Source organism: Janthinobacterium sp. FW305-128 (assembly GCF_020858135.1).
In the GTDB taxonomy this organism is placed as follows: domain Bacteria; phylum Pseudomonadota; class Gammaproteobacteria; order Burkholderiales; family Burkholderiaceae_D; genus Janthinobacterium.
The window spans coordinates 875,984-897,385 of record NZ_JACYMK010000001.1 but is presented as its reverse complement, the minus strand read 5'-3'; the positions used below and the strand labels follow the sequence as shown (position 1 = coordinate 897,385).

The window sequence follows — 21,402 nt, the reverse complement described above, 5'->3', positions numbered from 1 at the left end:
CCGACCTACCGGCGAACAATCGCGAAGGTCTGCCCCCTGCACTTCAGCTTACTTGCTTCTTACTTGCTTTTATCCGGAAACGCCGGACGTGGGCCGCACGGGCGGGTTCTTCGCCAGCGCTGGAAGCGCGTCAAGGGACAGTGGGCGATCATGTAAGGTAGGTCGGATTAGCGCGCAAGCGCGTAATCCGACGCTGCAAAGCCAACAATGGTGTCGGATTACGCTGCGCTAATCCGACCTACCGGCGAACAATCGCGAGGGTCTGGCCCCTGCACTTCAGCTTACTTGCTCTTGTCCGGAAACACCGGGCGCGCAGGCCGCACGGGCGGCTTTTTCGCCAGTTCGGCCTGGATCACCTCGATCGCCTTTTCCAGCTGCGGATCGCGGCCGGCGATGACGTCGGCCGGCGTTTGCTCGACTTCGATATCGGGCGGCACGCCTTCGTTTTCCACGCCCCAGCCGTTTTCGCGCGTCCAGAACGCCAGGTTCGGCGCCGTGATCGTGCCGCCATCCATCAGCACGGGGAAGCCGAGGATGCCCACCAGGCCGCCCCACGTCGCCTTGCCGATCAGCGGGCCCATGTTATTTTTGCGGAACATCCACGGCAGCAGGTCGCCGCCCGAGCCGGCCGTCTCGTCGATCAGCATGGCGCGCGGCCCCTGGATCGAGGCGGACGGCGTCTTCATGTCGGCGCCGTAGCGCATGGTCCACCAGGCGATTTCCTTCTTCTGCAGGATCTCGATGTAGTAATCGGCCACGCTGCCGCCGCCATTGAAACGCTCGTCGACGATGATGGCCTGCTTGTCCGCCTGCGGGAAGAAATAGCGCTTGAAGTAGGTGTGGCCCAGCCCCGCCGTATTGGGCACGTACACGTACGCCACCTTGCCGTTGGTGGCCGCATTGACCTTGCGCATATTGCCCTCGATCCAGTCGCGGTTGCGCAAGGCATCCTCGGCCGGCACGGGCACCACGGTGATCGTGCGCGCGCCCTTGCCGTCGGCCGAGGGTCCCACAGTCAGGTCGATGGCCTTGCCGGCCGTGTTCTCGAAGGCGCTGTAGATATTCGTCGGCGGCGCCAGCGGGCGGCTGTCGACGGCCAGCAGGTATTCGCCCGCCTTGACGTTCAGGCCCGGCTCCGTCAGCGGCGCGCGCAGGGCCGGATTCCAGTTCAATCCGCCATACACCTTCTTGAAGCGGTAATGGCCGTCGCTCACTTCATAGTCGGCGCCCAGCAGCCCGCCCGGCACCTTCTTCGCCTCGATAAAGTCGTCGCCGCCGCCGCCACGGTGGTGACCCACGGCCAGTTCGCTGCACATCCACTGGATCAGGCGGTTCAGGTCCGCGCGGCTCGACAGCTCGGGCAGGAACACGGCGTACTTGTCGCGCATGGCCTTCCAGTCCACGCCATGCATGCCCGGGTCATAGAAGTAATCGCGGTTGATGCGCCACACTTCATTGAAAATCTGCGTCCACTCGGCGCGCGGATCGGCCTTGACTTCGATGGCGTCGACCTTGATCTTGCCTTCGCCCGGCGCCAGCAGCTTGCCCGTGGCGGAGCCCATGGCCCAGTTGTCCTTCTGGCGGTACAGCAGCTTCTTGCCGTCGGCCGAGACCTCGAAATCATCAGCTTCGGCCACCACGGTTTCCGCCTTGCGCTCCTTCAGGTCGAAGCGCTGCACGGCCTTCTTGCCGTCGCTTTCGCGCAGCAAAAAGATCTGCCCCGCGGCGCCGGCGGCCAGGCTGGAGAACTGCGCGGCCGGCAGCGGCAGGTCGACGATGCGCGTGGCGATGCCGTCGAAATCGATGGCAATCGGCGCCACGGGGGCCACGGCCACTTTCGGATCGTCGCGGCCCGTCTTCGGATCGATCTTCGCTTCGCTCTTCGCGTCGTTTTTCGACTCGGCTTCGGCCTTCGCCGACTCCATCCGGCTCTCCGCGCTGGCCGCCTTTTCCTCGTCGCTTTCCTTGATCAAGGGCGACGGCAAGTCGCGCCGCAGCACGGCCATCCACACGGTGCGCGTCACCAGGTTGTCTTCGTTCTGCTGCGAGAACCAGTTGTTGCTGGGGCCTGCGTTGGTCGACGCGAAGAAGTACAGGTATTTGCCGCTCTTGTCGAACACGGGCTGGGCCACGTCGGACAGGCCATCGGTCACGGGCATCGACTTGTTCTGCTCAACGGAATAGATGTAGGCGCTGCGCGTGTAGGTGGGCGAATTGAGCGTGTAGGCCAGCCAGCGCGAATCGGGCGCCCACGCGGCGCGCATGCTCTTGTCGACGCCATACATCGGTTCCGTGGCGATTTTTTGCACCTTGCCATTGCCGACGTCGATCACGTACATGCTCCAGCCGTTGTCGGCAAACGCGATCTTCCTGCTGTCGGGCGACCAGACGGCATTGTCATAGAAGCCGCTGCCATTGAGCTTGAACTTGCGCACGGCGCCCTTGCCGTCCTGCGCCCGCACGTGCAGCTCGTATTCGCCCGATTCATCGGAAAAATACGCGACCGAGCGGCCATCGGGCGACCAGATGGGCGTGCGCTCGTGGGCGCCGGCCGTCTGCGTCAGGTTGCGCACGTCGCCCTTGTCGGCGGGAATGGTGACGATCTCGCCCCGGTATTCGAAGGCGATGCGCGCCCCCGACGGCGAAATCGACGCGTCGCGGATGTATTTCGCGTTCTTCACCCAGCGGGGCCGCGCCTGCCCCAGGTCGCTGGCCACGCCGATGGTGAGCTTGTGCGCCTGGCCGCTGGCGATGTCGAAAGAGTGCAGATACCCGGCCTGCTCGTAGACGATGGTGCCGTTCGCGGCCGACGCGTTGAGCACGGGGAAATCCTTGTGCCGCGTCAGCTGGCGCACGGCTTTCGTCTTGACGTCATACGCAAACAGGTTGAATTCGCCGTTGCGGTCCGAGCGGAAGTACACGGTGTCGCCCAGCCACATCGGGTCGACGTCGTTCGAGCGCGTGGTCGGCTGCGGGATTTTTTCAATCGACTTGTCGCTGGACGAAAACAGCCACAGCCAGGAGTTGGTGCCGCCCCGGTAACGCTTCCACTGTTTGAAGGCCGGCGCCAGCGGGTTGTAGGCGATGCGCTTGCCATCGGGCGAATACGTGGCGCGCGATGCGTTCGGGATTTCCAGCTGGGTTTCCACGCCGCCCGCCACGGGCACCGTAAACAGCTTCTGGAAGCGGTTGTTGAAGGCGGCGCGGGGCGAGGTGAACATCACGGCATGGCCATCGGGCGTGAATGCTTGCGCCAGGTCCGCGCCCGGGTGGAAGGTCAGGCGGCGCGGCACGCCGCCCGCTGCCGCGATCACGTACACGTCGACATTGCCGTCGATGTTCGCGCTGTACGCGATCAGGCTGCCGTCGGGCGAAAACACGGGATTCGATTTGTCGCCCAGGTCGGACGTCAGGCGCCGCGCGCCGCCGCCGTCGAGGTTCGACAGCCACAGGTCGCCCGCATAGATGAAGGCGATATGGCGGCTGGAGACGGCCGGTTCGCTCAGCATGCGGGTGTCTTGGGTATTGGGCAGGGCCAGGGCCGGATGGCTCAGCAGCAGTGCGCTGGCGGCCGCGATGGCGGTCAGGATGCGTGTCTTTTTCAATCGATGTCTCGCTTATGAAGTAAAGGGAACAGGGAAGAAACAGGAAAGTCCAGGGCCCGATGCAGATTATCAAGGGATCAATATTGCATCAGACCAACAAGAACTATACACCCGGCCGCCGCGCGGAACACGGTAAAATACGGCACTTATTTCGCGCGCCGCCAGCCCTTCCCGGCAGCGCGCACACCTACTCAAAGCGCCCCATGTCTGAAAAATTCCTGTACTCCCTCGCTCGCCCGCTGCTGTTTTCGATGGATGCCGAAGCGGCCCACCATTTCACCCTGCCCGCCCTGAAACGCGCCAGCGCGCTGGGCCTGACGAAGCTGGCCGGCAAACCGGCCGCTGATCCGCGCACGGTGATGGGCATCACCTTCCCGAACCCCGTCGGTCTGGCCGCCGGCCTGGACAAGGATGGCGCCTACATCGACGCGCTGGCCGACCTGGGTTTCGGCTCGATCGAAGTGGGCACCGTCACGCCGCGCGCGCAGGCGGGCAATCCGAAACCGCGCATGTTCCGCCTGCCGCAGGCGCAGGGCATCATCAACCGCATGGGTTTCAATAATGGCGGCGTGGACGCCTTCGTGGCCAATGTGCAGGCGTCGAAGTTTTACCAGGAGCGCGCCGGCGTGCTGGGCCTGAACATCGGCAAGAACGCCGACACGCCCATCGAGCGCGCGGCCGACGACTATCTGCTGTGCCTGGAAAAAGTCTACCCCTACGCCAGCTATGTGACGGTGAATATCTCGTCGCCGAACACCAAGAATTTGCGCCAGCTGCAGGGCGCGTCGGAACTCGACGCCCTGCTGTCGCAACTGAAGGATGCCCAGGCGCGCCTGGCGGACAAGCACAAGCGCTACGTGCCGCTGGCCCTGAAGATCGCGCCGGACATGGATGGCGAGCAGGTGAAAAGCATCGCCGAGTCACTCACGCGCCACCAGATCGACGGCGTCATCGCCACCAACACGACCCTGTCACGCAGCGCCGTCGAAGGCATGCCGCACGGCGCCGAAGCGGGCGGCCTGTCGGGCGCGCCCGTGTTCGAGCTGTCGAACAATGTCATCCGCTTGCTGAAGGCGGAACTGGGCGACGCGCTGCCCATCATCGGCGTGGGCGGCATCATGCAGGGCAAGGATGCTTTGGCCAAGTTCGAGGCGGGCGCGCAGCTGGTGCAGCTGTACAGCGGCCTGATTTATGCCGGTCCCGCCCTGATCAAGGATTGCGCGCGCGCGCTGCGCGGCAAACAGGCGAAATGATCGCCAAGGTCAAGCTGGGCGCCAGCAGCCTGGAAGTGAGCACAATCTGCCTGGGCACGATGACCTTCGGCGAGCAGAACAGCGAAGCCGAAGCCCACAGCCAGCTCGATTACGCGCTCGAACGGGGCATCAACTTCGTCGACACGGCGGAGATGTATCCGGTGATGGCCAGTGCGCAAACGCAGGGCAGCACGGAACGCTACATCGGCAGCTGGCTGAAGAAAAGCGGCAGGCGCAGTCAGATCGTCCTGGCCAGCAAGGTGGCCGGGCCGAACTCGCGCATGCACTGGATACGCAAGGGCAAGACGGATCACGACGCGGTCAACATCCGCGCTGCCGTCGAAGACAGCCTGCGCCGGCTGCAGGCGGAGCATATTGACCTGTATCAATTGCACTGGCCCAGCCGCAACCTGCCCATCTTCGGCGCCAGCGTGTACAACCCGCGCAAGGAACACGCGTCGGTCGCCATAGAAGAGACACTGGCCGTGCTGGGCAAGCTGGTCGAGGAAGGCAAGATCGGCCACATCGGCGTGTCGAATGAATCGTCGTGGGGCGTGTGCGAATACATCAAGCAGGCCGAGCTGAAAGGTTTGCCGCGCATCGTTTCGATCCAGAACCTGTACAACCTGACGGCGCGCCATTTCGAGACGAGCCTGCTCGACGAAACCTGCCACCGCGAGAACGTCAGCTTGCTGGCCTACAGCCCGCTGGCGTTCGGCCAGCTGACAGCGAAGTACCTCGACAATCCACAAGCGAGGGGCCGCCTGACGCGCTTCCCGGCCGGCTGGAGTCCCCGCTACGTGCGCCCCGCCACCATCGAGGCGGCCCGGCAATATGCGGCGCTGGCCCGCGCGCACGGCCTGACGCCGGCGCAGCTGGCACTCGCGTGGTGCTACTCGCGCTGGTTCGTCGCGTCGACCATCATCGGCGCCACCAGCGTGGCGCAGTTGCAGCAAAATATCGATGCGCATCACCTCACCTTGTCGCCGGAACTGGTGGCGGCCGTCGACGCCATCCACGCCAGTCTGCCCAATCCGGGACAGTAAGGCCCGCCGTCTGGCGGCGCATGCCGTCGCCAGGCTCCCCACGCTCATCGCATATAGTCGTATTTATACAACAGCTGGCAATTTACTGCTGTGCAGCATTGCGGCCTTGCCGTGCCCGGTCGTATGCTGGAAACGAGGCCATATGCGCTACGCGCGCCATGTTGACGTCTTTCAGATATTTATTGCATATCGATAGACAGAACGATTCGTAAGCACGCCGCGTGCCCACTGTTAATCTGATTGCATCACCGGACCGCCATGGTCCGCGCAACCACAACCGAAGAGATATCGTCGATGAGTTCAAGCACCGCCCGCTCCCAGCGTCCCGCCCTCCCCGTAAAAACCGTGATCGCCGCCAGCCTGGTCGCCTGCTTCAGCCTGCCGATGCAGGCGCAAGCGCAGCAAGAGCTGCCGGCCGAAGGCGAATTGCAATCGGTGGTCGTCACCGGCACCTTCGCCAAGAACCGCCGCACCATCGATTCCGAATCGCCGATCGACATCCTCACTTCGCGCGACCTGCAAAGCACGGGTTCGGGCGAGCTGGCCACCGTGCTGGCGCGCCTGCTGCCATCGCTGAACTTCGCCCGCGCCACGGGCGCCGACGCCAGCGATGCCGTGCGTCCGGCCCAGTTGCGCGGCCTGTCGCCCGACCAGACCCTGGTACTGGTGAACGGCAAGCGCCGCTATACCTCGGCCGTCGTCAACGTCAACGGCTCGCTGGGCCGCGGCTCGGCGCCCGTCGACCTGAACGCCATTCCCCTGGCCGCCATCGACCACGTGGAAGTGCTGCGCGACGGCGCGGCGGCCCAGTACGGTTCCGACGCGATTGCCGGCGTGATCAACATCATCCTGAAAAAAGGCGCGGCCGGCGGCGATGTCGAAGTGGGTTATGGCCAGACGCAGGAACGCGACGGCAAGCAAAAATCCATCAAGGGTTCGGCCGGCTTCGCCCTGGGCGACGACGGCTGGGTGCGCGTCTCGGCCGAAGTGGCGGAACGCGACCCGACCAACCGCGCCGGTGCCGATTTCCGCAACCCGCTGGAACCGCGCTACGGCAAGGTCAACCAGCGCTATGGCGACCCGGAAAGCAAGCCGGCAACGATTTTCCTCAACAGCGAATACCACATCAGCGACAACCTCGACTGGTATGCCTTCGGCAACTACGGCAAGCGCGACACGTCGGCCGCCGCCACCTGGCGCACGGCGCTGATCACGGACCCGAATAATTCGAAGCAGTTTGTCCAGCGCACGCCGCTCTTCCCGGAAGGCTTTTTGCCATTGCAAAACAGCACCCTGACGGACCAGTCCCTGGTGACGGGCTTGCGCGGCGAAGCGGCCGGCTGGCGCTGGGATGCCAGCCTCAATTACGGCAGCAATAAGTTCGAGCTGGACCTGGACAATACGGTCAACCAGTCGTTGGGCGCCAACAGCCCCACGCATTTCTATGCGGGCTCGCTGAAAAACGAACAAACGGTGTTCAACCTCGATGCGGCGCGCGAATTTCCCGTGTCTTACTTTACGGGCCCGCTGACGGTGGCCGTGGGCGCCGAAGCGCGCCATGAAAAGTACAGCATCGGCGCCGGCGATGAAGCATCGTACACGGGCGGCGGTTCGCAAGGCTTTGCCGGCTTCCGTCCTGTCAACGCGGGCAGCCACTCGCGCCACAACGAGTCGGTCTATGTGAACCTGGAAGCGGAAGCGACGAAGAAACTGTCGGGCGGCGTGGCCCTGCGCCATGAGCGCTACAGCGATTTCGGCAGCACCACCTCGGCCAAGGGTTCCGCGCGCTATGCCTTCACGGACGCCCTGTCCCTGCGCGGCACCGTGTCGAGCGGCTTCCGCGCGCCATCCTTGGCGCAGCAGTACTACACCATCACCACCACCAACTTCCAGGTCATCAACGGCAACAATACGGCCATCGAGACGGGTACCTTCGCCGTCAACACGCCGCAGGCGCGCGCCCTCGGTGCGCAAGACCTGAAGCCGGAAAAGGCACGCAACTACAGCCTGGGCCTGCAGTTCCAGCCCAGCCGCAACTTCACCACCAGCATCGATGCCTACCGCATCGACATCGACAACCGCATCCTGTTCTCGGCCAATCTGGCGCTGAACGACAAGCTCAAGGCCCAGCTGGCGACGCAAGGCTCGACCGTGGGCGCAGCGCGCTACTTCACCAACGCCGTCGACACGCGCACGGAAGGCGTGGACATCGTCAGCACCTACCGCATCGACCTGCAGGACAAGGACCGCCTGGACCTCACCGTGGCGTACAACCACAACAAGAGCACGGTACAGAAAATCGCCGGCAATCCGGACATCCTGACGGCCAACAACCTGAAACTGATCGACCGCCAGAGCATCGACCGCATCACGGTGGCCTCGCCGAAGGACAAGTTCAGCCTGGCGGCCGACTACGGCTTCGGCATCTGGAATGCGCACGGCGTCGTAACGCGCTACGGCAGCTTCACCGTGCCGCAGAACGACGTCAAGCTCGACCAGACGTATGACCCGCAATGGGTGCTGGACGTGTCCGGTTCCGTGAAACTGGGCAAGAACTGGCGCCTGGTGGCCGGCATCGACAACGTCACCAACCGCTATCCGGCGCAAGTGACGAGCGCGGGCAACCTGAACGTCAACGGTACCCAGCCCTACAGCATCTTCGCGCCGAACGGTTTCAACGGCCGCTATTACTACGCCAAGGCTGGCTATAGCTGGTAAATACCGCTCCGCCATGCAAAAAGCCCGCGCATCTTCCGATGCGCGGGCTTTTTTTCATGTCTTGCGCCCGCAGGCGCTGCAGGCTCAGGCGCGGCGGCGGCGCGCGGCAAAACCGACCAGACCCAGGCCCAGCATCAACATGCCGTAGGTCGCTGGCTCAGGCACGGCCGAGACGGAACTGTAGGCGCGGAAATTGCTCAGGCCGCGCGGCAGATTGCTGATGGTGATAAGCGTATTGGCGGCCAGCGGCGCGTCCCAGTGAAACAGCAGTTCGCCACGGCCATAGTGCACGGCCAGGTAGTCGAAGCTGGACTTGACGGTGAACGAACCGGACTTACCGCTTTCCAGGTCGCCCTGGGCGGCAAAGACCAGGGAACCGGTGCCGCTGGATGGCAGACCAAACTTGCTGCTGACCAAGCTCTGGATGGCGGCCGCGCTTTGCGGGCCGGACGGGTTGGCGCCGTCAAACACCCAGACCGAGTCCGCTGCCACGCTGCCGTAGGTGACGGTCTTGCCGCCCACCAGGAAGCCGCTCATGGCGGGATCGGTGATTTCCACCCAGTTCGCCGCTTGGGCCAATGGCGCCAGGCAAGCCGAGACAGCAAGGCAGAGACCCAGCACAGCATGTTTAGTCATGTTCATAATTTCCCCTATTGATAAATTTCAAAAAACACAATGTTGATTATATTTTTGTTATATTTTTTTGCGATTGAGCAAAAGATATCATCCAGGAAATCAAAATGCAATAAAAGAAACAAATTTTACCATTGGTATTTTCAATCGGTCTCATCAGTTTCTTGCCGAGTCCGGCTATGAAGGGGCGTACCGCCGTCCTTGCCATGACCGGGCGCTGGTCGGGGAAGCAGGATTGTTGTAGATCAGCACATGCCAAGCGGCAATGGCAAGCCTGCAGGTATGCGTGGTCATCCTGACACGCAATCGGCTACCATGGGGTTTACTCTTCTTGATGACGGATAACCATGCCCAGCTGGCACCTGGCCGACGCCGCCGAACTGGCGGCGCGCCATCCCTACACATTCTATAAATCGCCGCCCGAAGCCATCGCCCAGGTGCGCCCCGGCGAGGTGGTCAAGCTGATCTTCGCCTTCCACAGCGACGATCCGCAGGCGCCGGGCGCCGAGCGCATGTGGGTGCTGGTCGACACGGTCGAGCCGCATGGGCACTTTACGGGCAAGCTCGACAACATGCCCGGCTACATCGCCGATTTGCGCGCCAAAGACCCCATCGCCTTCGCGGCGCGCCACATCATCAATACCCAGCACGACGATGACGATAACCTCGTCAACCGCTACGCGGGCCTGTGCTTCGTCACGAAACGCGTGCTGGAAGACGGCGCGCCCGTCGGCTACCTGTACCGCGAAGCGCCGGACAACGACGACGACAGCGGCTGGCGCTTCACGGCCAACGACGAGAGCGACGACTACATCAACGAAAGCGCCAACATAGCCCTCGTGTCGCTGGGTGCCGTGCTCAGCGTGGACGACCGTTTCATTGCGCTGCTGGACGCCCCTGCCGGCGCGGCGTACGCCTTCGACCGCAACACGCAACAATTCATGGCGGTGGACGAATGACAACAGATGAACTGAAGCAATTTTGCGCGGCCCTGCCCGGCGCGCAAGCCGTGCTGTACGGTGCGCCGTCGAACATCCTCGTGTATGAAGTGAGCGGCAAGAAGTTTGCCTATTTCAAGACCAGCGCACCGGAACAGTGGCGCTTCAGCCTGCGCGCCAGCGCCGGGCGTTTCATTGAACTGACGGACATGCCGGGCGTCAAACCGGCCCGCTACATGGGCCGCTTTCACTGGGTCACCATCGTTGATGTGGCGCGCTTCCCGGCCGATTACCTGGCGGAACTGGTGCAGGATAGCTACGCGCGCGCCGTGGCCAGCCTGACGCGCGCGCAAAAGGCGGCCATCGCCTAGGGGGCTTCCTCTCCTGCCATGGCGCGGTCGATGTCTTCGCGCGTCAGGTCCGGCGCCAGCTGCAGGATGAACTCGTAGGCGTAGGCGCGCAGGTAGGCACCGCGGCGCACGGCCAGGCGCGTCGTGTTGGTGGCGAACAGATGCGACGCTTCCACGGCGCGCAACCCTTTGTCGCGGCCATGGTCGAAGGCCATCGAGGCGACGATGCCCACGCCCAGGCCCAGCGCCACGTATTGCTTGATGACGTCGGAATCCATGGCCGTGAGGATGATGTCGGTCGTCACGCCCGCCTTGGCGAACGCATCGTCGATATGGCCGCGTCCCGTGAACCCCTTGTCGTAGGTAATCAACGGATATTTCGCCAGGTCTTCCAGGCGGATCGGCGAGTGCTCGAGCAGCGGGTGGCCGTCCGGCACGACGATCAGATGGCTCCAGCGGTAGCACGGGAACGACACGAGGTCGGGGAACTGGCTCAAACCCTCCGTGGCGATGCCGATATCGGTCTTGCCCGACAGCACCCATTCCGCGATATGCTCGGGCGCGCTTTGCTGCAGCGCGATGCGCACGTCAGGGAAGGCGGCGCGAAAGCCCTGCACCACTTTCGGCAACGCATAGCGCGCCTGCGTGTGCGTGGCCGCCACGGATAACGTTCCGCTGGTCTGGCCGCTGTATTCGAGGCTGGCCTGCTGCAGGTTTTCCGCCTCGATCAGGAGGCGGTCGACGATCTTCAAAATGCCCTTGCCCGGCTCAGTCAAGCCCGTCAAGCGCTTGCCGTTGCGCTCGAAAATCACCACGCCCAGCTCGTCCTCGAGTTCGCGGATCTGCCGGCTCACGCCCGGCTGCGACGTGAACAGCGCGTTGGCCACTTCCGTCAGGTTATAGCCGCGGCGGGCCGCTTCGCGGATCGAACGCAGTTGTTGAAAGTTCATATATTTTCAGCCTTTAGGTTCTTGTTGGTTCAACGAACACGTGGAGGCGTTTCGGGCGGACTACCAAGGTTTCGCCTTCCTTCAGCTGCAAATGAGTAAAACGCTCGTTCGACATCACCGCTTCAATCAGCTCGCTGTTATCGACGCGCTGCAAGTCCAGCTGGGCCAGCGGGCCGATCGCATGGGCGCGGCTCAGCTTGACCACGATGCCTTCGGCGCCCTGCGTGTAACGGTCGATTTCCAGGTCGTGCGGACGCACATAGGCCGTGCCCTTGCTGTCGCTCACGCCCGCATAATCGGGCACTTCGAAGCTGGCGTCGCCCGTGGCCATCACGCCCTCATGCACGCGGCCGTGGAACAGGTTGACGTTGCCGAGGAAGCCGTAGACAAACGGCGAGGCCGGGTGGTTATAGACTTGCTCTGGGGAACCCAATTGCTCGACGGTCCCCTTGTTCATCAGCACGACCTGGTCGGCCACTTCCAGCGCCTCTTCCTGGTCATGCGTGACGAAAATACTGGTGACGTGCAAGTCGTCGTGCAGGCGGCGCAGCCAGCGGCGCAATTCCTTGCGTACCTTGGCGTCAAGCGCGCCGAACGGTTCGTCGAGCAGCAGCACGCGCGGCTCGACAGCCAGGGCGCGCGCCAGGGCGATGCGCTGGCGTTGCCCGCCCGACAGTTGCGGCGGATAGCGGTCGGCCAGCCAGTCCAGCTGCACCAGTTCCAGCAAATCTTTCACTTTACGGCGGATCTGGTCTTCCGACGGGCGCTCGCTGCGCGACTTCACGCGCAGGCCAAAGGCCACGTTTTCGAATACCGTCATGTGCTTGAACAGCGCGTAATGCTGGAAGACGAAACCGACTTGCCGCTCGCGCACGTGGCGGTTCGACGCGTCTTCCGCATCGAGCAGCACCTGGCCGCTGTCCGGATGTTCCAGGCCAGCAATAATGCGCAGCAAGGTTGTTTTACCGCAACCGGACGGGCCCAGCAGGGCCGTCAATTCGCCGGCGGGAAAGTCCAGCGAGATATTGTCGAGGGCGACGAAATCGCCGAAGCGCTTGTGGATGTTTTTAACTGCGATGGTCATATCAGTGCTCCGTGGAACGTAAGGCGGAATCGTCGGCGTCGCTCTCGTTCAAACGCCACTCAATAAAGGCTTTCAGGGCCAGAGTCACCAGGGCCAGCAGGGCCAGCAGCGAGGCGACGGCAAACGCGGCGGCGAAGTTGTACTCGTTGTACAGAATCTCCACCTGCAGCGGCATGGTGTTGGTTTCGCCGCGGATATGGCCGGAGACCACAGAGACGGCGCCGAACTCACCCATGGCGCGGGCGTTACACAGGATCACGCCATACAGCAAGCCCCACTTGATATTCGGTAAGGTGACTCTGCGGAAAGTGTTCCAGCCCGAGGCGCCCAGCACGATGGCGGCCTCTTCCTCTTCGCTGCCCTGCGACTGCATCAGCGGGATCAGTTCGCGCGCCACGAACGGGAAGGTGATGAAGATGGTGGCCAGCACGATGCCGGGCACGGCGAACAGGATCTTGATATCGTGCGCCTGCAGCCACGGGCCGAACCAGCCCTGGGCGCCGAACATCAGCACATAGATCAGGCCGGAAATCACGGGCGAGACGGAAAACGGCAAGTCGATCAGGGTCAGCAAAATGCTCTTGCCGCGGAACTCGAACTTGGCGATGCACCAGGAAGCGGCCACGCCGAATACCAGGTTCAGCGGCACGGCGATGGCGGCCGTGATCAGGGTCAACTTGATGGCGGAAATGGCGTCCGGATCGATGATGGCGGCGATATACGCTTCCCAGCCCTTCTTGAACGCTTCCGCAAACACGGCCACCAGGGGCACGATCAGGAAAGCCGTCAGAAACAGCAAGGCGATGGTGATCAATACCGTGCGCACCCACAATGGTTCCAGCACGACGGGGCCGACATTCGGCTCGAAGCGGCGCGCTGTCGGCAGTGCCGTGTCCACGCCAGCGGCGGCAGTCGTATTCGTACTCATGATTTCTTCGCCTTTCCGCGCGTCCATGCTTGCAGCAGGTTAATCGTCAACAACAACAGGAAAGACACCACCAGCATCACCACGGCGATGGCCGTGGCGCCTGCGTAATCGTATTGCTCCAGCTTGGTAATAATGAACAGCGGCGTGATTTCCGACACCATCGGCATGTTGCCGGCGATAAAGATCACGGAACCGTACTCGCCCGTGGCTCGGGCGAAGGCCAAGGCAAAGCCCGTCAGCAACGATGGCAGAATCGTGGGGAAGATGACGCGGATAAACGTTTGCAGGGAATTGGCGCCCAGGCTGGCGGCCGCTTCTTCGAGTTCCTTTTCCGCGTCTTCCAGCACCGGTTGCACGGTACGCACGACGAAGGGCAAGCCGATGAAGGTCAGCGCCACCACCACGCCCAGCGGCGTGAACGCCACCTTGATGCCCAGCACGCCTTCGATGAACTGGCCGAACCAGCCGTTAGACGAATACAGGGCCGTCAGGGTGATGCCGGCCACGGCCGTCGGCAAGGCGAACGGCAAGTCGACGAGCGCGTCGATGATGCGCTTGCCGGGAAACTTGTAGCGCACCAGCACCCAGGCCAGGATGCCGCCAAACACCACGTTCAGCAGGGCGGCGATCAGCGAGGCGCCAAACGTCAAGCGGTACGACGCCATCACGCGCTCGGACGTGACGGCGCTGAAGAAGGCGTCCCATGTCATGGTGAAGGTTTTCAGGAACACCGAGGACAAGGGAATGAGGACGATCAAGGCCAGGTAAAAGAGCGTGAAGCCCAGTGACAGCTTAAACCCCGGCATGACCCGAAACGGCGCTCCGCGCGCCTTGGGCGGCGCTAGTGTTGCTTCAGACATGGAAACCCCTTCTTATTACATTTTTGAGTTATAGGGCGCAATAATCACATGCAATCGTTATAAAAAGAACTAACCATTTCTCATTTGCTTAGATGGATTTTGCATACTTGCCGGCAGAATCTGCAGACGAAAAAAAACGCACCGGCGAGGTGCGTTTTTGCTTCTTAGACATATTTATACCCGAGACAAATGCTGGGGTCAGACCCGACGGGTCTGACCCCGGAATTACTTGTTGGGCTGCGGCGTGAGGCGCAGATATGGCTTGGCGGCCGTAAAGCCCTTCGGATATTTCTGCTTGATCACGTCCGGGTCTTGCACGGTCAGTGGAATGATGACGTCGTCGCCATCGTTCCAGTTGCCGGGCGTGGCCACCGTGTAGCCGTCCGTCAGCTGCAGGGCGTCGATGACGCGCAGGATTTCATTGAAGTTGCGGCCCGTGCTGAGCGGATACGTGAGGATCAGCCGCACTTTCTTGTTCGGGTCGATGATGAAGACGGAGCGCACGGTGGCCGTGACGGATTGTTCCGGGTGGATCATGTCGTACAGCACCGACACTTTCTTGTCGACGTCGGCGATGATGGGAAAGCCCACGACCGTATTTTGCGTCTCTTCGATATCCTTGATCCAGCTCTTGTGCGACTCGGCCGCGTCCACGGACAGGGCGATGGCTTTCACGTTGCGCTTGTCAAATTCCGGCTTGAGCTTGGCCGTCAGGCCCAGTTCCGTCGTGCACACGGGGGTAAAGTCGGCCGGGTGGGAAAACAGCACCACCCAGGAATTGCCCGCCCACTCGTGGAACTTGAGCGGACCGATCGAGCTGTCTTGTTCAAAATCAGGGGCGACATCGCCCAGGCGTAAAGTCATCGTGATCTCCTTCAGAAGTTGTGTGGCGAAGATGTTCATCGTATCAGGCTGCCTGACGGTGGCGCTTGTCGCTTTGTGCCAGATCAAACAGTGTTTGCAGCTGCGCCTGGCCGTAGACCCAGTCGCCAAGGCGCGATTCGGCGTTGATATGGCCCAACGCACCGCCATCAATATACTTGCAATTCCAGCGCCGCGCCCACTGCGCCGCGTGTTCGGCCGTCAGCCACGGATCCGTCTGGCTGGCGATCAGGATGCCGGGGCAAGGCAGCCGCTTTTGCGGCAATGCCTTCGCCACGCCAAACTTGTCGGGGTCGGCCGGCCCCACCAGCAGCACGCCGGCCACGCCCTGCGGGTCGCGCGCCAGGCTGTGCGCCGTCGTCAGGCAGCCGAAGCTGTGGGCGACGATCAGGGTCGGGCGCGCATCCTGCCGCCGCACCTGGTCCAGGCGCGCAGACCAGGTCGCCAGGTCGGGTTCATTCCAGTCGTCCTGCTCGACCCGCTCGAATTGCGGATACAGGCGCTGCCAGCGGCTCTGCCAGTGCTCGGGACCGCTGTTATGCAAGCCCGGCACGATCAGTACCCGGTAATCGGAAAAGCTGCGCAGCGCCATGATGGATCCTTTTAGTAACGGTCTGGCAATGGTGCCATCCGGTATTACTTAGGCTGGTAGATCTGGTCGAAGATGCCGCCGTCGGCAAAGTGCGCCTTCTGTGCCGCCGTCCAGCCGCCGGCCACCTGCTCGATGGTGAACAGGTTGACCTTGGCGAACTGCGACGCGTATTTCTTTGCCGCCTTGTCCGTTGCCGGACGGTAGTAATTCTTGGCGATGATGTCTTGCGCCTCGTCCGTGTACAGGTAGTTCAGGTAAGCCTCGGCCACCTTGCGCGTGCCATGCTTGTCGGAAAACTTGTCGACGACGGCCACGGGCGGCTCGGCCAGGATGCTGACGGACGGCGTGATGATGTCGAACTTGGTCGGACCCAGTTCCTTGACGGCCAGGTAGGCCTCGTTTTCCCAGGCGATCAGCACGTCGCCGATACCGCGTTCGACGAAGGTGGTGGTGGCGCCGCGCGCGCCGGAATCGAGCACGGGCACGTTTTTATACAGTTTGCCGAGGAAATCCTTGGCCTTCGCTTCGCTGCCGCCCGGCTGGCGCAGCGCATAACCCCAGGCTGCCAAGTGGTTCCAGCGGGCGCCGCCCGAGGTTTTCGGGTTCGGCGTGATGACGGACACGCCAGGCTTGATCAGATCGTTCCAATCCTTGATGCCTTTCGGGTTGCCCTTGCGCACCAGAAAGACGATGGTCGAGGTGTAAGGCGAGCTGTTGTGCGCCAGGCGCTTTTGCCAGTCGGCGGCCAGCAGCTTGTGCTCGGCCAGCGCATCGATGTCATAGGCCAGAGCCAACGTCACCACGTCCGCTTCCAGGCCGTCGATGACGGCGCGCGCCTGCTTGCCGGAGCCGCCGTGCGATTGCTTGATCTTGACGTTGTCGCCCGTCTTGCCTTTCCATTCCTTGGCAAATGCCGTATTCACATCCTGGTACAGCTCGCGCGTCGGGTCGTACGACACGTTGAGCAGGGTGATATCGGCAGCCTGCGCCGTTTGCAGAATGGCAAACGCGCTGATGGCGGCGGCAATGATGATTTTTTTCGACAGCATCTAAGATCCCCGTATGGTTGAACTTTCAGAGCCACCAGATTACGGCGCCGCAGCCGCAAAGAGAACGAAGCGTTTCGCCGTTTGATATTCGATTTTCGCATATGGACGGCGCGCAACGGGGATTTAGTGCTTAATAGAAGCGGTTGAACAGCACCACGGACCACGTGGCAAAGGCCAGGATGCAGGTCAGCAGCACGGCGGCGCTGCCGAAGTCCTTGGCGTTTTTCGACAGCGGATGGCGCTCGAGCGAGATGCGGTCGACCACGGCTTCGATTGCCGAATTGATCAGTTCGACGATCAGCACCAGCAGCAGCACGCCGATCAGCACCAGTTTTTCAAAGGCGGAGATGCGCAGCAGCAAGGCGATCACGGTGCCGACGACGAACAGGCCCAGCTCCTGGCGGAACGCGTGTTCATGGCGCCAGGCCGCCTTCAAGCCGTCGAGCGAGTAGAAAAAGGCGGAAAAAATCCGTTTCAAGCCGCTTTTGCTCTTGAATTCATTGACAGGTTGCATAGTTTTCCATGGTTCAAAGTCCATCCAGCCGCCAATTATGACGGCCAACATGAGAATTGTGACAATTTATTCGCTGAATATCTCGGAACATTTCACTATTTTTTCACATCATGGTATAAAGATGCATGAATACTGCATTGCACCAAATCCATCATGAAAATTGAACCGGTCGCAGCCCCAAAAACGACGATCCAGGTGATCGAACGCATGGTCGCCCTGCTTGATGCCCTGGCCAAATATTCGGACCCGGTCAGCCTGAAGGAATTGTCGAAAGTGTCCGGCCTGCACCCCTCGACGGCGCACCGCATCCTCAACGACATGGTGCTCACACGCTTCGTCGACCGCATCGAACCGGGCACGTATCGGCTGGGCATGCGCCTGCTGGAACTGGGCAATGTGGTGAAAAGCCGCCTCAGCGTGCGCGAAGCGGCGCTCGATTTCATGCGCCAGCTGCACAAGAAAACCCAGCAAACGATCAACCTGTCCGTGCGCCAGGGCGACGAGATCGTCTACATCGACCGCGCCTTTTCCGAGCGCTCGGGCATGCAGGTGGTGCGCGCCATCGGCGGCCGCGGCCCGCTGCACCTGACATCGACGGGCAAGCTGTTCCTGTCCGTCGATGAACCGAAAGCCATCCGCGCGTATGCCACGCGCACGGGGCTGGCCGGGCACAACAAGAATTCCATCACGGATCTGCAAAAGCTCGAGCGTGAGCTGAGCCTGGTGCGTGAACGCGGCTATGCGCGCGACAATGAAGAGCTGGAACTGGGCGTGCGCTGCATGGCCGCCGGCATCCGCGACGATTCGGGCAAGCTGATCGCCGGCCTGTCGATCTCCGCCCCCGCCGACCGCCTGCAGGATGAGTGGCTGGTGGACCTGGTGGAAACGGCGAATCAGATTTCCGTCACACTGGGTTTTATTCCACAGGACTAAAGCTGGGGTCAGTCTTACAAGATCGGAATTTCCTCCGTTGAGGAAATTCCCCCGGCGGGTCTGACCCCAGTCGACGCCGCCATGGACATTCGCAGTAAACTTAATTAACCGCCGGGCAGGCTCATGTTGGCGGGTTTGAGTGCCTCCAGCCACTTGCGCATGCGTCCCGCATCGGCCGTACGCGACTGTTTCCCCTTGGAATCGAGGAAGACCATGATCACGGCCCGTCCTTCGATGACGGCCTGCATCATCAGACAACGTCCCGCCTCATTGATGAAGCCCGTCTTTTGCAAGCCGATTTCCCAGCCCGGGTTGGCCACCAGATGATTCGTATTGCCAAACTGCATAGGCTGGCCGCTGGCTTCGACGATGGCTTTCGGGTCCGTCGAGTACTCGCGCAGCAGCGGATGGCGGAAGGCGGCCATGGCCAGCTTGCCCAGGTCGCGCGCGCTGGCCACGTTCATTTTCGACAAGCCGCTGGAATCGACGTAATGCGTATCCATCATGCCCAGCTGGCGCGCCTTGCTGTTCATGGCGTCGACAAACGCCGGCAAGCCGCCCGGATAATTGCGGCCCAGCGCCGAAGCGGCGCGGTTTTCCGAGCTCATCAGCGCGATGTGCAGCATATTCGCGCGCGTCAATTGCGAGCCCACTTTCAGGCGCGAGCTGCTGAACTTGGCGCGGTCGACGTCCTCGTCCGTAATCGTCAGCACTTCATCCATGTCCTGGTGCGCTTCGACCACCACCAGGCCCGTCATCATCTTGGTGATGGAGGCGATGGGCAGGGCGACATTCGAATTCTTTTCAAACAGCACTTCCGAATTGTTCTGGTCCAGCACCAGCGCCACGCTCGACTTGAGATCGAGCGGATCGCGCGTGAGGTTCAGGCCCGCCAGGTCGCCCATGGTCGGCATCGGGGCGGCCATGGGCACGGCCACGCTGCTGACTTTTTGATAGATGACCTTGCGTTTGCCGCGCACCATGACGACCCGGCGCACGCTCTTTTCGCGTGGCGCGGCCGTCGCGCCCTTGCGCAGCACGATCTTGATTTTCTTGGTGTTGTGTTTCTTGGAGGCTGAGGATTTGCCGTTCGCTTCCCTGGCGTGCACGGCCGCAGCCGGCGCCAATGCAAACAGCAGGGAAGCCAGGATACCCAGCGCAAGTTTAAACTTAGCCATTCGATAATTCCCCGTGAAGCTGTTGCCTTATTGCAGTGTAGCGAAATGCAGAGTATTCGCAAGCCTATTTAACAGTTACGACAGTATTTATTGCAGCACTGAAATACAAATCGTTGGTGATCAGCAAACAAGCTCATCTTTGAGCGGCTGTTTGCCGGCGTCCATCGCCAGCAATGTCTATTTGTCCATGAATTTAACAAAACCGGCCAGCGGCTCGCGTTCCGTGCTCAGGCGGTTTTCGATCTTGTCCGGGTCGGCATAGCCAAGGGCCATGCCGCATACCACCATTTCGCTGGCCGGTACGCCCAGCTCGTCGCGGATGATGTCATGGTAATGGATGAAGGCCGCTTGCGGGCACGTGTCGAGTCCCCGCGCACGCGCCGCCAGCATGATATTTTGCAAGAACATGCCGTAATCGAGCCAGGAACCCTGTTCCAGCACCCGGTCGATGGTAAAGATCAGGCCCACGGGCGCATCGAAAAACTGGAAATTGCGTCCATGCTGGGCCGCCATGCCGGCCGTGTCGCCCCGCTCCAGCCCCAGCAGCTGATACAGGTCCAGGCCGATCTTGCGGCGGCGCTCGATGAACGGCGCCGTCCAATGGCGCGGGTAATAGGTATACGACGCCGTGCGCGCGGGCGCATCGGGCGCCTTCGGCGCATCGTAGGCGGCCAGGATGCGGCGCGACAGGCGCAGGCGCGCCTCGCCCGACAGCACGTAGACTTTCCACGGCTGCATATTGGCGCCCGAGGGCGCGCGCGCCGCCACTTCCAGGATGCGCGCGATATCGTCCTGCGCCACCGGCGTGGGTAAAAAGGCGCGGATCGAACGGCGCGACAGGATGACGCTATCGACGGCTTGCTGCGCCGCCTGTGTTTCAGATACTGGCTTGCTCACTGCGCTGCTCCCTGCTATTTCTTGACTACAAACACCACGCCGACCACGGCCACCAGCATGCCGGCGATGCCCAGCATATTAAATGCTTCGCCAAACATCAGCCAGGCCATCACGGCCGTCGTGGGCGGCGTCAGGTACAGCAAACCCGTCACTTTCGTCGCGTCGCTGCGGCGGATCAGGGCGAACAGCAGGAAGATGGCGCCGATCGACAGCACGAGTACCGACCACAGCAAGGCGCCAATAAAATTCGCCGTCCATTGGACGTTGCTGAAATGCAAGTCCAAGCCTTCGTAATACAAGGCGAATGGCAAGACCACGACGATGGAAGCGGCAAACTGCACCACTGTGCCGGTGCGCAAGTCGAACTGCGGACAGTGGCGTTTTTGATACATGGTGCCGGCCGTCATCGACAGCAGGGCGAACACGCACAGCAGCACGCTTTCCACCGTCAGGCCCACGAGGTTGATCTTCGCGTAGACGACCAGGGCCACGCCCAGCAAGCCAAAGAACAGGCCCAGCCACTGGCGCGGGCGCACGGATTCGCCGATCAGCGGCGCGGCGCAGGCCGTCAGCACAGGCTGCATGCCCACGATCAGTGCGGACAGGCCGGCCGGCATGCCCAGCTTGATGGCGCACCAGACGCCAGCCAGGTAGCCGGCCTGCATCAGGATGCCGGCCACGGCGATCTGGCGGAACTGCCCCACGGGCCACGGCGCGCGCAACAGCAGCACCAGCGGCAACAGGATCACCAGCACGCCCAGGAAGCGCAGCAGCAAAAAGGTCAGCGGCGGTGCGTACGGCAAGCCGAACTTGGCCACGATAAAACCTGTGCTCCATAACAACACGAAGAAACCAGGCAAGGCCATCGGTGCCAGGGTCGTCAGGAAAGGGGTTTTGGAGGCTTTGCCGCTGGCGCCAGCCGCGGCGGGAAGATTGGACATGGTATCAACTCGGGAAACAGGATCGGCACCGGAGAGCTGCGCCAGTGCGGG

19 protein-coding genes are annotated in these 21,402 nt (G+C 62.1%); 6 read left to right on the top strand and 13 right to left on the bottom strand.

Translation table 11 applies throughout. The annotated features are described in order from the left end of the window. Positions 1-281: 281 nt before the first annotated feature. On the bottom strand, positions 282-3,605 hold the full coding sequence (locus tag IGS60_RS04070; protein ID WP_230502541.1) for a S41 family peptidase: 3,324 nt from the start codon (positions 3,603-3,605) through the stop codon (positions 282-284). A 203-nt stretch (positions 3,606-3,808) separates the two neighbouring features. Between IGS60_RS04070 and IGS60_RS04065 the strand changes: the two genes are divergently transcribed. The 3 genes from IGS60_RS04065 to IGS60_RS04055 all read left to right on the top strand — a co-directional run bounded on the left by IGS60_RS04065 (position 3,809) and on the right by IGS60_RS04055 (position 8,622). Further along, positions 3,809-4,858 carry a quinone-dependent dihydroorotate dehydrogenase gene (locus IGS60_RS04065; protein WP_230502539.1) on the top strand — a complete coding sequence of 350 codons (1,050 nt, stop codon included), beginning with the start codon at positions 3,809-3,811 and terminating at the stop codon, positions 4,856-4,858. Beyond that, positions 4,858-5,904: an aldo/keto reductase gene (locus IGS60_RS04060; RefSeq protein ID WP_230502695.1), complete on the top strand. Its 1,047-nt coding sequence runs from the start codon at positions 4,858-4,860 to the stop codon at positions 5,902-5,904. Before IGS60_RS04065 ends, IGS60_RS04060 begins: the two co-directional genes overlap by 1 nt. Before the next feature lie 294 nt (positions 5,905-6,198). Next, positions 6,199-8,622, top strand: a complete 2,424-nt coding sequence (locus IGS60_RS04055) for a TonB-dependent siderophore receptor (RefSeq protein WP_230502537.1) — start codon at positions 6,199-6,201, stop codon at positions 8,620-8,622. Between the two features lie 84 nt (positions 8,623-8,706). On the opposite strand, the gene IGS60_RS04050 is transcribed toward IGS60_RS04055, so the two are convergent. Further along, positions 8,707-9,258 carry a PEP-CTERM sorting domain-containing protein gene (locus IGS60_RS04050; RefSeq protein ID WP_230502536.1) on the bottom strand — a complete coding sequence of 184 codons (552 nt, stop codon included), beginning with the start codon at positions 9,256-9,258 and terminating at the stop codon, positions 8,707-8,709. 344 nt (positions 9,259-9,602) lie between these two features. On the opposite strand from IGS60_RS04050, the gene IGS60_RS04045 reads away from it, so the two are divergent. Both IGS60_RS04045 and IGS60_RS04040 read left to right on the top strand, forming a co-directional pair. Beyond that, positions 9,603-10,214 (top strand): DUF2185 domain-containing protein, encoded by a 612-nt coding sequence (locus IGS60_RS04045; protein ID WP_230502534.1) that lies wholly within the window; start codon positions 9,603-9,605, stop codon positions 10,212-10,214. Next, positions 10,211-10,564, top strand: a complete 354-nt coding sequence (locus tag IGS60_RS04040; protein WP_230502532.1) for an MmcQ/YjbR family DNA-binding protein — start codon at positions 10,211-10,213, stop codon at positions 10,562-10,564. The genes IGS60_RS04045 and IGS60_RS04040 overlap by 4 nt, the downstream gene beginning before the upstream one ends. On the opposite strand, the gene IGS60_RS04035 is transcribed toward IGS60_RS04040, so the two are convergent. The 8 genes from IGS60_RS04035 to IGS60_RS04000 form a co-directional block, all read right to left on the bottom strand. Then, entirely contained in the window at positions 10,561-11,493 is a 933-nt protein-coding gene (locus IGS60_RS04035) for a CysB family HTH-type transcriptional regulator (protein ID WP_230502530.1), read from the bottom strand. The two genes, IGS60_RS04040 and IGS60_RS04035, sit on opposite strands and share 4 nt — an antisense overlap. Before the next feature lie 13 nt (positions 11,494-11,506). Continuing rightward, on the bottom strand, positions 11,507-12,577 hold the full coding sequence (locus IGS60_RS04030) for a sulfate/molybdate ABC transporter ATP-binding protein (protein WP_230502528.1): 1,071 nt from the start codon (positions 12,575-12,577) through the stop codon (positions 11,507-11,509). A 1-nt stretch (position 12,578) separates the two neighbouring features. Next, the gene (cysW, locus tag IGS60_RS04025) at positions 12,579-13,505 is read right to left on the bottom strand and encodes a sulfate ABC transporter permease subunit CysW (RefSeq protein WP_230502526.1); all 927 of its coding nucleotides are present in this window, start codon (positions 13,503-13,505) and stop codon (positions 12,579-12,581) included. Beyond that, positions 13,502-14,311, bottom strand: coding sequence for a sulfate ABC transporter permease subunit CysT (gene cysT, locus IGS60_RS04020; protein ID WP_070224513.1), 810 nt, complete (start codon positions 14,309-14,311; stop codon positions 13,502-13,504). Before cysT ends, cysW begins: the two co-directional genes overlap by 4 nt. A 279-nt stretch (positions 14,312-14,590) precedes the next feature. Further along, complete coding sequence (locus tag IGS60_RS04015) at positions 14,591-15,229, bottom strand: peroxiredoxin (RefSeq protein WP_070224512.1); 639 nt, start codon at positions 15,227-15,229, stop codon at positions 14,591-14,593. Positions 15,230-15,272: 43 nt separating this feature from the next. Further along, positions 15,273-15,839 carry an alpha/beta hydrolase gene (locus tag IGS60_RS04010; protein WP_230502524.1) on the bottom strand — a complete coding sequence of 189 codons (567 nt, stop codon included), beginning with the start codon at positions 15,837-15,839 and terminating at the stop codon, positions 15,273-15,275. A gap of 44 nt (positions 15,840-15,883) precedes the next feature. Continuing rightward, the gene (locus IGS60_RS04005) at positions 15,884-16,888 is read right to left on the bottom strand and encodes a sulfate ABC transporter substrate-binding protein (protein WP_230502522.1); all 1,005 of its coding nucleotides are present in this window, start codon (positions 16,886-16,888) and stop codon (positions 15,884-15,886) included. A gap of 130 nt (positions 16,889-17,018) precedes the next feature. Beyond that, the gene (locus tag IGS60_RS04000; RefSeq protein ID WP_070224509.1) at positions 17,019-17,402 is read right to left on the bottom strand and encodes a diacylglycerol kinase; all 384 of its coding nucleotides are present in this window, start codon (positions 17,400-17,402) and stop codon (positions 17,019-17,021) included. A 153-nt stretch (positions 17,403-17,555) separates the two neighbouring features. Between IGS60_RS04000 and IGS60_RS03995 the strand changes: the two genes are divergently transcribed. Beyond that, entirely contained in the window at positions 17,556-18,335 is a 780-nt protein-coding gene (locus tag IGS60_RS03995; RefSeq protein ID WP_046685991.1) for an IclR family transcriptional regulator, read from the top strand. A 104-nt stretch (positions 18,336-18,439) separates the two neighbouring features. Here the strand turns inward: IGS60_RS03995 and pbpG are convergent, their stop codons facing one another. The 3 genes from pbpG to IGS60_RS03980 all read right to left on the bottom strand — a co-directional run bounded on the left by pbpG (position 18,440) and on the right by IGS60_RS03980 (position 21,276). After that, positions 18,440-19,513 (bottom strand): D-alanyl-D-alanine endopeptidase, encoded by a 1,074-nt coding sequence (gene pbpG / locus IGS60_RS03990; RefSeq protein WP_070224508.1) that lies wholly within the window; start codon positions 19,511-19,513, stop codon positions 18,440-18,442. A 177-nt stretch (positions 19,514-19,690) separates the two neighbouring features. Continuing rightward, positions 19,691-20,410, bottom strand: a complete 720-nt coding sequence (locus IGS60_RS03985) for a nitroreductase (protein ID WP_230502520.1) — start codon at positions 20,408-20,410, stop codon at positions 19,691-19,693. Between the two features lie 14 nt (positions 20,411-20,424). Further along, positions 20,425-21,276 carry a DMT family transporter gene (locus IGS60_RS03980; RefSeq protein WP_070224559.1) on the bottom strand — a complete coding sequence of 284 codons (852 nt, stop codon included), beginning with the start codon at positions 21,274-21,276 and terminating at the stop codon, positions 20,425-20,427. Positions 21,277-21,402: the final 126 nt, after the last annotated feature.

What these genes read in the sequence shown, in the direction of transcription:
- IGS60_RS04035 (WP_230502530.1), bottom strand. Translation starts at nt 11,493, where the DNA reads ATGAACTTTCAACAACTGCGTTCGATCCGCGAAGCGGCCCGCCGCGGC.
- IGS60_RS04055 (WP_230502537.1), top strand. Translation starts at nt 6,199, where the DNA reads ATGAGTTCAAGCACCGCCCGCTCCCAGCGTCCCGCCCTCCCCGTAAAA.
- IGS60_RS04005 (WP_230502522.1), bottom strand. Translation starts at nt 16,888, where the DNA reads ATGCTGTCGAAAAAAATCATCATTGCCGCCGCCATCAGCGCGTTTGCC.
- IGS60_RS03995 (WP_046685991.1), top strand. Translation starts at nt 17,556, where the DNA reads ATGAAAATTGAACCGGTCGCAGCCCCAAAAACGACGATCCAGGTGATC.
- IGS60_RS04015 (WP_070224512.1), bottom strand. Translation starts at nt 15,229, where the DNA reads ATGACTTTACGCCTGGGCGATGTCGCCCCTGATTTTGAACAAGACAGC.
- IGS60_RS04040 (WP_230502532.1), top strand. Translation starts at nt 10,211, where the DNA reads ATGACAACAGATGAACTGAAGCAATTTTGCGCGGCCCTGCCCGGCGCG.
- pbpG (WP_070224508.1), bottom strand. Translation starts at nt 19,513, where the DNA reads ATGGCTAAGTTTAAACTTGCGCTGGGTATCCTGGCTTCCCTGCTGTTT.
- IGS60_RS04045 (WP_230502534.1), top strand. Translation starts at nt 9,603, where the DNA reads ATGCCCAGCTGGCACCTGGCCGACGCCGCCGAACTGGCGGCGCGCCAT.
- IGS60_RS04000 (WP_070224509.1), bottom strand. Translation starts at nt 17,402, where the DNA reads ATGCAACCTGTCAATGAATTCAAGAGCAAAAGCGGCTTGAAACGGATT.
- cysT (WP_070224513.1), bottom strand. Translation starts at nt 14,311, where the DNA reads ATGCCGGGGTTTAAGCTGTCACTGGGCTTCACGCTCTTTTACCTGGCC.
- IGS60_RS03980 (WP_070224559.1), bottom strand. Translation starts at nt 21,276, where the DNA reads ATGGCCTTGCCTGGTTTCTTCGTGTTGTTATGGAGCACAGGTTTTATC.
- IGS60_RS04065 (WP_230502539.1), top strand. Translation starts at nt 3,809, where the DNA reads ATGTCTGAAAAATTCCTGTACTCCCTCGCTCGCCCGCTGCTGTTTTCG.
- IGS60_RS04050 (WP_230502536.1), bottom strand. Translation starts at nt 9,258, where the DNA reads ATGACTAAACATGCTGTGCTGGGTCTCTGCCTTGCTGTCTCGGCTTGC.
- IGS60_RS04010 (WP_230502524.1), bottom strand. Translation starts at nt 15,839, where the DNA reads ATGGCGCTGCGCAGCTTTTCCGATTACCGGGTACTGATCGTGCCGGGC.
- cysW (WP_230502526.1), bottom strand. Translation starts at nt 13,505, where the DNA reads ATGAGTACGAATACGACTGCCGCCGCTGGCGTGGACACGGCACTGCCG.
- IGS60_RS04030 (WP_230502528.1), bottom strand. Translation starts at nt 12,577, where the DNA reads ATGACCATCGCAGTTAAAAACATCCACAAGCGCTTCGGCGATTTCGTC.